We start from the raw sequence: 12,543 nt of genomic DNA, 5'->3' as shown, positions 1-12,543 counted from the left end.
TTTATTCAGCTTTATTAAACACTTCTTTATCCACAGCCCCATTCTGGCAAGCCACAATGGTCGTACAAACAGCATCACCGGTAATATTAACCGCTGTTCTCGCCATATCCAGAATACGGTCAATACCCATGATAATACCGATCGCCTCAACTGGAAGCCCGACAGAATTAAATACCATAGTCAGTGTAACAAGACCAACACTTGGAATACCAGCAGTACCAATAGACGCCAGTGTAGCCGTTCCGATTACCGTCACATAATCCATTGGAGTCAGCTGGATTCCAAAAGCCTGGGCAGCGAACATAACCGCAACTCCCTGCATAATGGAAGTACCATCCATATTGATAGTCGCACCAAGAGGTATGGTAAAAGAAGAAATCTTCTTGGAAACACCCATCTTCTTGTACAGCGTATCAATAGAAAGCGGAATAGTCGCATTGGAGGTTGCAGTGGAAAAGGCAAAGGCCATAACCGGGAAAAACTTTCTGATAAACTTCACCGGATTCAGGCCTGTGAACAGCTTCAGCAAAATCTGGTATACACCAAAACACTGGATTGCCAGAGCGATCAGAACTGCGATCATATATTTTGCCAGAGGCACAAATGCGCTGAAACCAATGGTTGCAAAAGTTCTTGCGATCAGACTGAATACACCAATGGGAGCCAGACTCATAACCATCATAGTCATTTCCATCATAATATCATTAAACTGGCTGATAAAATTGGAAACGGTCTCCGCACGCTCCCCAAGCTTTGCCAGGATCACACCAATGATCAAAGCAAACACTATAATCTGAAGCATTTCCCCACTTGCCAGGGACTTGATGGGGTTATCTGGAATGATATTGAGAATGGTCTGAACCAGAGAGGTGGACTCCATAGTCTCAATATCGGAAGCATTTACCTGGATCTTACTCATATCAAGACCAATTCCCGGTCTCAAAAGAGTTCCGATTCCAAGGGCAACTGCAACTGCCACCGCTGTTGTGACCAGATAAAATGCAAGTGTTTTTCCACCTACATTTCCCAGCTTCTTAGTATCACCAATAGCCATACTTCCACATACCAGTGAGCAGAAAACAAGAGGTACTACCAGCATTTTCATAAGGCGGATAAATCCCTGCCCAAGAACGTACAGCACTCCCTCAACGATCACATCATTCTTCACACTGCTATCCGGCACCAGGTAATGGAGAACCATTCCTGTGATTGCTCCGGCGATCAGCGCAATAAAGATCATACTGGTTAAGCTGATCTTCTTTTTCTCTTTTACATTCTTTTCTTTCTTCGCGCTCATCTTAGCCCTCCCGTTTTTCTTTCATAAATTCTTCCAGAGAATCCTTCCAGCCAGGCATCTCATATACATCGATAATGCGAAGGATGAAATTATCCAGAACTGCATATGCAGGTCTGGCAGAAGAAAGATCAGACTGCGGGGTAGGTACCGGATTCAGCTGCTCCTCTTTGCCTGCAAGGCGAAGTATCTCCTTTGCAAATTCATAACGATTGCAAACGCCCTGACAGGTTGCATGATAGGTTCCGTACTCATTGGTACGGATCACATGCAGGATAATTCTTGCCAGATCTTTGGCACTTGTAGGGGAACCATACTGATCCTCCGCTACAGCCAGAGCTCTGCCCTGATCTGCAGCCTCCAGAACACGGTTTACAAAGTTATTTCCCTTTCCGAATACCCAGTTGCTTCGGATGATAAAGTGCTTGTGGGTAAACTCCTTCACATAATTCTCCCCGGCGCACTTGGATTTTCCGTAAACAGTCTTAGGATTTGTATTGTCAAACTCCGTGTACGGCTTCTGTGCCAGACCATCAAAAACGTCGTCTGTGGAAAGCTGCACCATCTTTGCCCCTGTTTTTCTTGCCACAAGGCTTAAGTTACGGGCGCCTAAAGCGTTTACACGAAATGCTTCCTCTGGCTGCTTCTCGCAAAGCTCTACGTCTGTGATCGCAGCACAGTTGATGATCACATCCGGACGGTTGATCTCTCCAAAATGGAGAACTTCGTCTGTTTCTGTAATATCAAGCGCATTTTTGTCTGTATTCAAAACTTCAATTTCCAACGGATCCAGCACTTCATTAATTGCCTCGCCAATCTGGCCTTCAGATCCTACGATCCATACTTTCAGCATGTTTTCTCCTCCTTTTCACACGATAAATAATATTTTAACAAGCCAGGCCATACACTGTCAAGAAAAAAGATTGTGCCCTTTTTCCAAATCTAAAAATTGAATTTCCAAAACAGCTCTTGACATCTTGAATTTCCCAGTCATACCTTGTATAATTTTTGCCAAATGAACAGGGAAGGATTCAGAATTATGAAAAGAAAAGTAGGGAAACGAAAAAAGCAGCTGCAGCAAAAATATTTCTTCCGAAAACTTCTTCTTACAGAAGGGATCCTGATCATTGCAGCAGTTATTATACTGGGAGGAGTTTTCCTCGTAAAAAAGATCCGGGAAAATGTAAATACAGTTTCCATGGTTGAGGAAGCCAGCGGTCTGGACATGGATGACTCCAATTCTCTTGCCGCTGTAAAAGCCGCAATGGCAAGACCGGCAGAATTTTCTCCTAAATGCGTAGATTCCACCAGCCCATCTTTATACATAGAAACCACAGACATTGAGGTGGACGGACAGATACTTGCCAATACTTCGGATTATACCTCCACAGATACCCACTCCTTCGATGCCGGGATCAGCTACACAGATGTAGATGGAATCGTCACCTTCCGCGGAAACAATTTCCGCGACACTGCAGCCTATGGCAATACACAGATTAAAAATGGAAAAATCCAGGATCTCTGGACAGCAAAAACCGGCTCTATTACTTACGGAGATGCCACTTGGTCCGGAAGCGGCTGGACCGGACAGCCTCTTATGGAAAAATGGTCCCAAGAAGTAAAGAAGTCCATGAATATGTACGACTGGGCAAAGGAAAAAGACGATCTTGTGGAAGTGATCTATGCCTGCATGGACGGCTATGTATATTTTCTGGATCTGGAAACCGGCGAGGCTACCAGAGATCCCCTTTACCTTGGTTTCACCTTCAAAGGAGCAGGTGCACTTGATCCCAGAGGTTATCCAATTATGTATGTCGGCGCAGGTTATGACAGCAATGAAGGCACTGCCAGGGTCTTTGTTGTGAATCTTCTGGACTGCAGTGTGATGTATACCTTTGGAAATAATGATGAATTTTCCCTTCGCGGAAATTTAAGCTACTTTGATTCCTCCGCCCTTGTGGATGCTGCCACAGATACCCTGATCTATCCAGGAGAGAACGGAATTCTTTATCTGATCAAACTGAATACCAGTTATGCCCCGGAAGCAGGCACCTTGTCCATCAATCCGGATCATATTGTGAAATGGCGCTACTACGGAACACGTACCAGCGTAGGTTCCTACTGGCTTGGCATGGAGGACAGCGCAGCCATCTATGACGGTTATCTTTTTATTGCTGATAACGGCGGCAATCTGATGTGCCTGGATCTGAATACCCTGCAGCTTGTATGGGTGCAGGATATTCTGGATGACTCCAACTCCACTCCTGTTTTGTCTGTGGAGGACGGACACCTTTACCTGTATGTCAGCACCTCTTTCCGTCTGGGCTGGCGAAGCAGCACCACTGCAGAGGTTCCTGTCTGGAAAATTGATGCGGAGACAGGAGAGATCATCTGGCAGACCTCTTACGACTGTTCCTCCGAGGACAGTGTTTCGGGCGGTGTACAGTCTACCATCGCTGTTGGAAAAGAAGAATTGTCGGATAACATTTATGTAACAGTTGCCAGAACCGGCGGACAGGCACAAGGTGTACTTGCATGCATTGATAAAAATACCGGGAAAGTAAACTGGGAACATGAATCTGCCTATGCCTGGTCTTCACCTGTATGTGTATACAATCCGGATGGCAGCGGAAAGGTTCTCTACTGCAACAGCACAGGACATATCTATCTTCTGGATGGAAAAACAGGAGATGTTCTTGACTGCCACCAGATCAGTGAGGGAGTCATCGAAGCATCTCCTGCTGTATATCAAAGTTATATGGTTGTGGGAACCAGAGATTGTAAAATATGGGGGATGGAACTGCAGTGATGCGGTTCCTCCCCATTTTATTTATGCGATATGCGAGCCAAAGTTCGTGCCTGCACGAAAAACCTTGGTGACTGACGCGATAACGAATAAAACTCGCAGAGCGTGTTTTGTCTCATTTACTCGATAGGCGAGCCAAACTCGCGCAGCGTATTTATCGCGTTTACTCCGATTTAATCGCCCAGCGCATTTTCGTAGACCGTGCGCGTCCATTCTGGGCACATTCCTGAGCTGACGGACGGATCACGTCTCTGGAATAATCGGAATAAATTCCCTCCTTGTATCCAGCCTTCAGCGCTTTCTTCACCAGCTTATCCTCTCCTGAATGGAACGTAAGGATTGCCGCTCTTCCACCAGGCTTCAGTGCTCCCGGCAACTTCTCCATAAACTCATACAGAACCTCAAACTCCCGGTTCACATCAATCCGAAGGGCCTGGAAAGTACGCTGGCAGGTCTTTTTGATGGTCTCCTTCTTCTCTTTTTCCGGAAGGAAATCCAGAGTTTTCTCAATGACCTGGCGAAGCTTTGTGGTGGTATCCATGTGGTTTCCCTTGCGGATCTCATCTGTGATCGCCTTGGCAAGCTCCTCACAGTATGGCTCGTCTGAATTTTCATAAAGCATTCCTGCAAGCTCATCCCGGGTAATATGTTCCAGGCGCTCTGCCGCACTGATCCCGGCTTCCTGATTCAGGCGCAGATCCAGAGGTCCGTCTGCTTTGAAGGAAAAACCTCTCTTGGGATTATCAATCTGCATGGAGGACACGCCGAGATCAGCAAGAAGGAAATCAAAACCTCCCACTTCTTTTGCAATCTCATCAATGGTACAGAAATTCTGAAGTTTAATGGTCAGAATATCCTCCCCAAAGCCAAGATCTTCCAGTCTCTTCTTTGTCTTGGCGGCTTCCTCATGGTCTACGTCAGTGGCATACATATGCCCCTGACCCTGCAAGCACTGAAGCATGGCCTTTGTATGACCGCCGTAGCCCAGTGTGGCATCAAAACCAATCTGTCCTGGTTTGATCTCCAGAAAATCAATAATCTCTTTTACCATAATAGAAATATGCATGCCTGCCGGGGTATTCCCTTTTTGCATTACATGCTGAATGGTATCCTGGTATTTCTCCGGCTGAAGTTCTTTATATTTCTCCTCAAATTTCTTCGGGTATCTGCCTTTGTAGCGCACTCTGCGCTTATGAGGCTGCTGTCCCTCCTGCACACTCTGCGCATTCTCATGCTGTCTGTTTTCTTTTTCCTGTGACATTCTGATCTCCTGTATCTTTTTATCTGTTGCCATCTACCAATTTCGCAGAAAAATTCTTTATGCCGGAATTCTCACCCATTTCGTAAACAGCAACTTTCATTTGCTAATTCTGCCGCATCATCACAGCAATGTTTCCAAACTACAGCTAATATCTTCTGTAATTACCCCTGCTTCCGTTTCTCCAATTCCATACTAATTTTCGAAACAAACAGATCAAACGCCACGTCATTCTTTCCGCTGTTGATCACAATATCAGCCTTGGAACGAGTGGGCTCTACATAAAGGTAATGCATGGGTTTCACTGTATTTAAGTACTGTTTAATGATTCCATTCAAATCTCTTCCCCTCTCTTCCACATCACGGGAAATCCGGCGAAGAATACGCTCATCAGCATCAGCTTCCACATAGACCTTAATATCAAGGAGCTCACGCACTCTGGGATCTGCCAGAAGAAGGATTCCCTCCACAAGGATCACCGGACTTGGGGTGATATGAAGGATCTTGTCGGAACGGTTATGTTGGGAATAATCGTAAACCGGACAGTCAATAGCTTTCCCCTGCCTCAGAAGCTTCAGATGCTCCACCAGAAGCTCTGTCTCCAGAGAATCCGGATGATCATAATTCACAGTCACACGCTGCTCAAAAGGGATTCCATCCTGTCTGCGGTAATAATTGTCGTGATAAAGGACTACTACGTCATCTCCAAAACGCTTTTTAATTCTGTTTGTAAAAGTAGATTTACCGGAGCCGGAGCCGCTGGCAATTCCTATAATAAGACTTTCCATATTCTTCTCCTACCTGTCAAGATCAAATTCTTCCGGCATAAATCTCGGACAAATGTTCTCTGAGGTACAAATTACAGTTGAGGAAAGACGGGTACCAATGGCACATGCCTCTCTCATTGTTTTTCCATAGGTAAGGCCTACGCACACACCTGCAAAAAAGGCATCTCCCGCGCCTGTGGTGTCAACCACATCTACCTTCATAGCTGGGTAAACGCCCCATTTTCCTTCCTGATCTGCATAAGCTGCACCATCACTTCCCATGGTAACCACCATCTTTGGAATATGGGCGGACTGGATTCTTTTTGCCAGACACCGGGCCATCTCTTCAGGCTTCAGGTCACCGTAATCCTCAGAAAACAGGATGCCCGCTTCCTGCTGGTTGCATACAAAGCAGGCTGTCCGCCTTAAGAAGTCACGTCTTTCGATTGCAATGGTCATATTCGATACAAGAGCGTATACTTTTTTGCCGTATTTCTCTGCATAGTGAAAGGTCTTCTTCACAATTTCCTTGTCAATATCGATCTCGATCACAACGCTGTCCGCATCCTGGAAAATTTCATCTCCGTGTTCATCCAGGATCTGCTCTATCGGACGATGGTCCGGACGTTTGGAAATAGATGCCACCACATCTCCGTCCTGGTCAAAGACAGCCAGCCAGGTTCCCATGCCGTTTTTTACCTTACGCATATATCTGGTATCTACTTTATGACGCTCCAGTTTGCGGATCACATCATCCCCCATAGCGTCGTCATCTACCAGACTGACAAAGGTTGGTTTCAATTCTATATTGGCAATATCTTCCACTACATTTCTTCCTACGCCGCCGTGGATCTGCTGGATCACACCGGCATTTCTTCCTCCAGAAATAAATGGTGCTGTGGAATACCCTTTCACATCGATAAAAACATCACCGATTACAACAATTCCCATATTATTACTTTTCTCCTTTGTTACGTGATACCTTTTGGTTTGCGCTGCCTCTTATGGAACCCGCACTTCCTCGCGGCTACATACCGGCTATGATTTCTGTCACCAGCTTCTTAAAGGATTTCGCCACTCTGTCTGCTGTCTCCTGAACCTCTTTGTGGTTCAGCTCCTGTTTCGAAATACCAGCTGCCATGTTGGTGATACAGGAAATTCCGCACACTTCAATTCCCATATGACGGGCTGCCATTGCCTCACATGCAGTGCTCATTCCAACTGCGTCACCGCCCCATATAGCCGCCATTCTCACTTCAGCCGGAGTTTCATAGGCAGGGCCTGTAAACTGCACGTATACGCCCTCCTGGAGACCTATACCACATTTTTCCGCACTGGCGCGGATCACCTCTCTCAGACGTCTGCTGTATACCTCACTCATATCCGGAAATCTGCATCCCAGCTCCTCAATGTTCGGTCCGATCAGCGGACTTGGAATTCCTGTGGTAATGTGATCGGTGATCATCATAAAATCGCCTGGTTTAAAATTCGGGTTCACTCCACCGGCTGCATTTGTAAGAAACAGCTTCTTCGCCCCCATCATGCCCATCAACCTTGTGGGAAGAACTACATCCGTCATTGGATAGCCTTCATAGTAATGCACTCTTCCCTGCATGATCACAACCGGCACATTTTTCACATATCCAAATACAAATCTGCCTTTGTGGCCTGCAACTGTGGATGTTGGAAAACCTTCAATCTCTGTATAGTCAATGGTGGTTTCGATCTGGATCTCATCTGCATAATCTCCAAGGCCGGATCCCAGGATCAGCGCCACTTCCGGTTTAAAATCTGTCCTTTTTCTGACACTTGCAAGGCAAGTCTCTAATTTCTGATATAAATCGCTCATGTACACCTTCTCCTTTATCTGCAGCTATCCGGCTTATTGCCAGGACAGCTTATAACATTATTTTCATATAAACAGAAAGCCTTCAATACCATGCGTTTTGCTATAGTCTTGTGTTCCGTTTATACGTTGCCGATTTTCTCATCCACAGTCTGCTTTAGCCTTTCGTACTGCTCCCTATCGATACAGATCTGATTGCCTTTTTTCACGATCAGCTGGTCTGCCTGAAACTTCTTGATGGCGCGGCTGATGCTTTTCAGGCAAAGGCCTGTCTCATCTGCCAGATTCTGCCGGCTTTCGCCGATGCATAAAATGTCATTTTTGTTATATTTTTCGAACCATTCCGAGAAGAGTACAGCTAATCTGTCAGCCCCTTCCAAAAACAGGTACAGACGGTTCCGCCGCTCTTCCTCCAACAGGGAAGCACAGGTAAGCTTTGCCTCCATGCGAAAAGCTTCCGTATCTGAATAAATCCATTTCTCATACTGCGCTCTTGGAAGCTTGGTAACAATACACTCTGTCTCTGTCTGCAGGGTGGTCTGGTAGGTATCCTGTCCCAGGATCACCTCCATACCACCAAGCGCAATGAGATTCATAGGCTTCATAAAATCATAGGCAATGCCGGAAATCCGGTAATCAGTGGCTTTTACCCTTCCTCTGGCAACAAAGAAAATCGTATCTGCCGGTTCATTTTCCCTGATAAAAGTAGTTCCGGCTTCCATTATCTCACTCTGAAACAGGTCCATAAGCCATAATGGCGCAGTACGGAAATACGCCTCAAATTGTTTCTGTTTCTCACGTTCCAGTTCACGAAGGAATGGAAGTACATCGTGTAAATAGGTGTGTTTCATATGATTTCCTCATCTTCTGCCATGTGCTGCAAATCATTTGTTTCTATCCGGCTTCTGCCGCAAAAGCAGACAATCCACCGGATGAACAACCGCTATCCAACAGCTACTTTTCTATTTTAGCATAATTTCTCAAGAATGGAATGTCCGATAGTTCCTTCCGGCATTTTCACGTCAAAATTATCTGCTACTGATGCGCCAATAACGGAAAAAGTATCCTCGTTTTCAAGGGGGCCACCCTCTTTCATAGTCTTGGAATAAGCCAGGAAGGGAACATACTCTCTGGTATGGTCAGTGCCGCTATAGGTGGGATCATTCCCGTGGTCCGCGGTAAGAATAAGAAGGTCATCCTCCCGAAGCTCTTCCAAAAGAATGCCCAGATTCCTGTCAAACTTCTCGATTTCCTTGCCATAGCCTTCCACGTTTCGTCTGTGTCCCCACAGGGCATCGAAATCAACCAGATTCACAAAGCAAAGTCCCCTGAAATCCTCTTTGCAGATCTGGATGGTCTGCTCCATGCCGTGTACGGAGCTGTCAGAATGATAGGTCTTTGTGATTCCTTCGCCGCAGAAAATATCGTTGATCTTCCCTACACCGATCACATCCAGCCCATTATCCTTTAACGCATTTAATGCAGTCAGACCTGTTGGCTTCAAAGCATAGTCATGCCGATTACTTGTTCGCCTGAACTCACCTTTCTTTTTGCCAACGTATGGTCTGGCGATGACACGGCCTACACGCCATTCATCCTTCCGTGTAATTTCTCTTGCGATCTCGCAGCAGCGATACAAATTCTGAAGATCAAAGGTTTCCTCATTTCCGCAGATCTGAAGAACAGAGTCGGCTGAAGTATACACGATCATGGCACCTGTATGGATTTCTTCCTCCCCAAGCTCTTCAATGATCTCCGTTCCGCTGGCGCTCTTGTTTCCAATCACGCGCTTGCCGCAGCGCTTCTCCAGCTCCGCGATCAGCTCCGGCGGAAAGCCGGTGGCTGTGAAAGTCTTAAACGGCTTCTCTGTCTTAATTCCCATCATTTCCCAATGACCAGTCATTGTATCCTTGCCATTGCTGGCTTCGCCTACGCGCATGTAACGTCCAATCGGCTTCTCCACACCTTGCATATTTCCTGCCGGATGAAGATTTAACATTCCAAGCTTCTTAAGGTTTGGTATTTCCAGGGAGCCCATTTTATCCAGAATATGTCCGAATGTATCCACTCCCACATCCCCGAATTTCTCTGAATCCGGCATGGCACCGATTCCCAGAGAATCCAGAACGATCACGAAAATCCTTTCATATTTTTTCAAAATAAAATCCCTCGTTTCCAATATTTTATCCTTTTATTCCCAGTTCAGAATACAATCTCGCTTTCACCTCATCAGTGGCAAATGCCGTATCCACTGCATTCTTCATCATCAGCCGTATCTCTTCCTCCTGAATGCCATACGTGTCCTGAATGAACTGAAGCTCTTTGGTAAGGCTTGTGTTGCTCACTGTACGGTTGTCCGTATTTACGGAAACCTTCAATCCTGTGTTCAGAAATTCCCGGATGGGATATTCTGACGGACTGTTTACTGCTTTTGTCTGAAGATTGCTGATGGGACACATTTCAATTCCAATGCCTCTGTCAGCCAGCTCTTTTTGAATATTATAATGGCCTCGCATGGCGATTCCATGTCCGATCCTGCCAGCTCCCGCTTTTACAGAATCCACAATGTTCTGTACGCTTCCACACTCTCCTGCATGAAGGGTAAAGGGCATCTCCAGCTTACGGGTATTCTGAAAAAGTTCCATAAACTGTGCCATGGGATATGCTGCTTCCGCACCTGCCAGATCCGCTGCACATACACCATATCCCAGATATTCACGGGCTGTTTTTATCATCCGGCTGTTGTCCTCCTGGCTGTGATGACGCATGGCACAGGTAATCACACCAAACTCCGTTCCAAAGTCTGCTCTGCCCCGCTCAAGACCTTTTAATACCGCCTCGATCACAGCACGGCAGTTCATTCCGGAGGTCTCTGAAAGAAGAGGTGCAAAACGGATTTCTGCGTAGCGTACATTTTCCTGGCTCATGGTGCGAAGTACATCGTATCCAGCTGCCTCAAGCCCCTTTTCATCCATAATGCACTGACCCGGAAGCGAAAATTTCTCCAGGTATTCTGCAAGGCTTGTGCAGTCATCGGACACGCTAAGCTCTTCCTGCTGTACCCTTCTTCCCAGCTGACGCTCCATAAACTCCCGGCTTAAAGACCCATCCAGATGACAGTGAAGTTCTGCCTTTGGTAGTGCTTTTAATTGTTCGATTGTCATAATTTTTTCTCCTGCAATTCTTTATGCTGCCTTATAACCACCGGATTCAATGCCAGATCACTCTGTTTTTGGCATTTTCCGGCATACTTCATAATACTATTCTCCAGTCAGCAGCTTTCATGCCAGATTAGAAGGTCCGAATCCTAACGGCAGGAGTTGTTTTAGTGTATACACATCATAATGCTCTTTGTCCACCGCCAGAATGACCTGGAAGGTTTCCGGGTTGCAAAACTCCATCATGACCTGTCGGCACACGCCGCAGGGAGCTGCATATTCTGTGAGCACGCCAGCCTTACCGCCAACGACACAGATTGCCTGAAATTCTTTCACGCCTTCGCTTACTGCCTTAAAAAAAGCGGTACGCTCCGCACAGTTTGTGGCTGTATACCCGGCGTTTTCAATGTTGCAGCCTGTGTAAACCTGCCCGTTTTTTGCAAGGAGGGCTGCGCCTACTTTAAAATTGGAATATGGTGTATAGGAATATTTCAGCTGGTGGATTGCTGTATCAATCAGCTGGTTAATCATCTCTTTTTCCATTTTCACACCTCTCTTATCATTCACATTTTCTGATTGTCTCTGACAACATAATGCTCTTCTCGATGAACGTCGTTATAATCTGATCAATTCCGGAGACAGCATCTGTTCGCCTTTACAATCAATGACCAGATCAATATCCTGTGGCTTTCTCATTTTTTACAATTTTTATAATTCGGCTGGTTCCCAGTCGGTCTGCACCAAGTGCAAGGAACTTCTCTGCATCCTCCAGGGAAGAAATTCCGCCTGCTGCTTTCATCTTTACATTTGGTCCGATATGTCTGGAGAAAAGCTCAATGTCTGCAAAGGTTGCACCTGCACCGCCAAAACCGGTAGAGGTCTTAATATAATCTGCGCCTGCTTCTGTTACAATCTGGCACATTTTAATTTTTTCCTCATCTGTGAGGAAGCAGGTTTCAATGATAACTTTCAGGATTTTGTCACCGCATGCAGCTTTTAAGGTGCGGATCTCGTTCTCAATCAGGTCATATTTCTGATCTTTCAGCCAGCCGATATTGATTACCATATCGATTTCGGAAGCACCATTTGCAAGAGCATCTTTTGTTTCAAATTCCTTGGCTGCTGTTGTCATGTAGCCATTTGGGAAACCGATAACCGTGCACACTGCCATTTTTCCATTCATGTATTCTGCTGCCTGTTTTACATAGCTTGGCGGAATGCATACGGATGCAGTTCCGTATTCCATCGCATCGTCACAAATCTGTTTGATTTCTTCCCAGGTAGATGGCTGGAGAAGAAGGGTATGATCCACATGTTTTAAAATCTCTTTTACGTCCATTTATTTTCCTCATTTCTGTTGTCTCTTTATATTGCCCGAAATTACTGTATCGCAATTTACTGGCAGGATTCATAT

12 protein-coding genes are annotated in these 12,543 nt (G+C 45.9%); 1 reads left to right on the top strand and 11 read right to left on the bottom strand.

Translation table 11 applies throughout. From position 1 onward, the window contains the following. Window position 1: 1 nt before the first annotated feature. Entirely contained in the window at window positions 2-1,297 is a 1,296-nt protein-coding gene (locus ABHC48_RS11715) for a dicarboxylate/amino acid:cation symporter (RefSeq protein ID WP_195699695.1), read from the bottom strand. Window position 1,298: 1 nt separating this feature from the next. Further along, complete coding sequence (gene rfbD / locus ABHC48_RS11710) at window positions 1,299-2,147, bottom strand: dTDP-4-dehydrorhamnose reductase (RefSeq protein ID WP_187565605.1); 849 nt, start codon at window positions 2,145-2,147, stop codon at window positions 1,299-1,301. 186 nt (window positions 2,148-2,333) lie between these two features. Between rfbD and ABHC48_RS11705 the strand changes: the two genes are divergently transcribed. After that, window positions 2,334-4,103: a PQQ-binding-like beta-propeller repeat protein gene (locus tag ABHC48_RS11705; protein WP_187565606.1), complete on the top strand. Its 1,770-nt coding sequence runs from the start codon at window positions 2,334-2,336 to the stop codon at window positions 4,101-4,103. 160 nt (window positions 4,104-4,263) lie between these two features. Here the strand turns inward: ABHC48_RS11705 and rsmH are convergent, their stop codons facing one another. The 9 genes from rsmH to deoC form a co-directional block, all read right to left on the bottom strand. Then, complete coding sequence (rsmH, locus tag ABHC48_RS11700; RefSeq protein ID WP_187565607.1) at window positions 4,264-5,361, bottom strand: 16S rRNA (cytosine(1402)-N(4))-methyltransferase RsmH; 1,098 nt, start codon at window positions 5,359-5,361, stop codon at window positions 4,264-4,266. A gap of 161 nt (window positions 5,362-5,522) precedes the next feature. Then, window positions 5,523-6,146, bottom strand: a complete 624-nt coding sequence (udk, locus tag ABHC48_RS11695; protein WP_187565608.1) for a uridine kinase — start codon at window positions 6,144-6,146, stop codon at window positions 5,523-5,525. A gap of 9 nt (window positions 6,147-6,155) precedes the next feature. After that, window positions 6,156-7,076 (bottom strand): PfkB family carbohydrate kinase, encoded by a 921-nt coding sequence (locus tag ABHC48_RS11690; RefSeq protein ID WP_187565609.1) that lies wholly within the window; start codon window positions 7,074-7,076, stop codon window positions 6,156-6,158. 76 nt (window positions 7,077-7,152) lie between these two features. After that, window positions 7,153-7,974, bottom strand: a complete 822-nt coding sequence (locus ABHC48_RS11685) for a purine-nucleoside phosphorylase (RefSeq protein ID WP_148462301.1) — start codon at window positions 7,972-7,974, stop codon at window positions 7,153-7,155. A gap of 119 nt (window positions 7,975-8,093) precedes the next feature. Continuing rightward, complete coding sequence (locus ABHC48_RS11680) at window positions 8,094-8,822, bottom strand: Crp/Fnr family transcriptional regulator (RefSeq protein ID WP_195699694.1); 729 nt, start codon at window positions 8,820-8,822, stop codon at window positions 8,094-8,096. A 116-nt stretch (window positions 8,823-8,938) separates the two neighbouring features. Next, a complete protein-coding gene (locus tag ABHC48_RS11675; RefSeq protein WP_187565611.1) occupies window positions 8,939-10,129 on the bottom strand; it encodes a phosphopentomutase in 1,191 nt (396 codons plus the stop codon). A 25-nt stretch (window positions 10,130-10,154) separates the two neighbouring features. Next, window positions 10,155-11,135 carry an adenosine deaminase gene (add, locus tag ABHC48_RS11670; protein ID WP_187565612.1) on the bottom strand — a complete coding sequence of 327 codons (981 nt, stop codon included), beginning with the start codon at window positions 11,133-11,135 and terminating at the stop codon, window positions 10,155-10,157. A gap of 117 nt (window positions 11,136-11,252) precedes the next feature. Then, the gene (locus ABHC48_RS11665) at window positions 11,253-11,672 is read right to left on the bottom strand and encodes a cytidine deaminase (RefSeq protein ID WP_187565613.1); all 420 of its coding nucleotides are present in this window, start codon (window positions 11,670-11,672) and stop codon (window positions 11,253-11,255) included. Between the two features lie 130 nt (window positions 11,673-11,802). Further along, window positions 11,803-12,468 (bottom strand): deoxyribose-phosphate aldolase, encoded by a 666-nt coding sequence (gene deoC, locus ABHC48_RS11660; RefSeq protein WP_173719034.1) that lies wholly within the window; start codon window positions 12,466-12,468, stop codon window positions 11,803-11,805. Window positions 12,469-12,543: the final 75 nt, after the last annotated feature.

Origin of the sequence: Ruminococcus sp. 1001136sp1, assembly GCF_039841815.1 — a bacterium.
In the GTDB taxonomy this organism is placed as follows: Bacteria; Bacillota; Clostridia; order Lachnospirales; family Lachnospiraceae; genus Blautia_A; species Blautia_A faecis.
This window is presented reverse-complemented; position numbering and strand designations above follow the sequence as displayed.

What these genes read in the sequence shown, in the direction of transcription:
- udk (WP_187565608.1), bottom strand. Translation starts at nt 6,146, where the DNA reads ATGGAAAGTCTTATTATAGGAATTGCCAGCGGCTCCGGCTCCGGTAAA.
- rfbD (WP_187565605.1), bottom strand. Translation starts at nt 2,147, where the DNA reads ATGCTGAAAGTATGGATCGTAGGATCTGAAGGCCAGATTGGCGAGGCA.
- add (WP_187565612.1), bottom strand. Translation starts at nt 11,135, where the DNA reads ATGACAATCGAACAATTAAAAGCACTACCAAAGGCAGAACTTCACTGT.
- deoC (WP_173719034.1), bottom strand. Translation starts at nt 12,468, where the DNA reads ATGGACGTAAAAGAGATTTTAAAACATGTGGATCATACCCTTCTTCTC.
- ABHC48_RS11685 (WP_148462301.1), bottom strand. Translation starts at nt 7,974, where the DNA reads ATGAGCGATTTATATCAGAAATTAGAGACTTGCCTTGCAAGTGTCAGA.
- ABHC48_RS11715 (WP_195699695.1), bottom strand. Translation starts at nt 1,297, where the DNA reads ATGAGCGCGAAGAAAGAAAAGAATGTAAAAGAGAAAAAGAAGATCAGC.
- ABHC48_RS11690 (WP_187565609.1), bottom strand. Translation starts at nt 7,076, where the DNA reads ATGGGAATTGTTGTAATCGGTGATGTTTTTATCGATGTGAAAGGGTAT.
- ABHC48_RS11680 (WP_195699694.1), bottom strand. Translation starts at nt 8,822, where the DNA reads ATGAAACACACCTATTTACACGATGTACTTCCATTCCTTCGTGAACTG.
- ABHC48_RS11665 (WP_187565613.1), bottom strand. Translation starts at nt 11,672, where the DNA reads ATGGAAAAAGAGATGATTAACCAGCTGATTGATACAGCAATCCACCAG.
- ABHC48_RS11705 (WP_187565606.1), top strand. Translation starts at nt 2,334, where the DNA reads ATGAAAAGAAAAGTAGGGAAACGAAAAAAGCAGCTGCAGCAAAAATAT.
- rsmH (WP_187565607.1), bottom strand. Translation starts at nt 5,361, where the DNA reads ATGTCACAGGAAAAAGAAAACAGACAGCATGAGAATGCGCAGAGTGTG.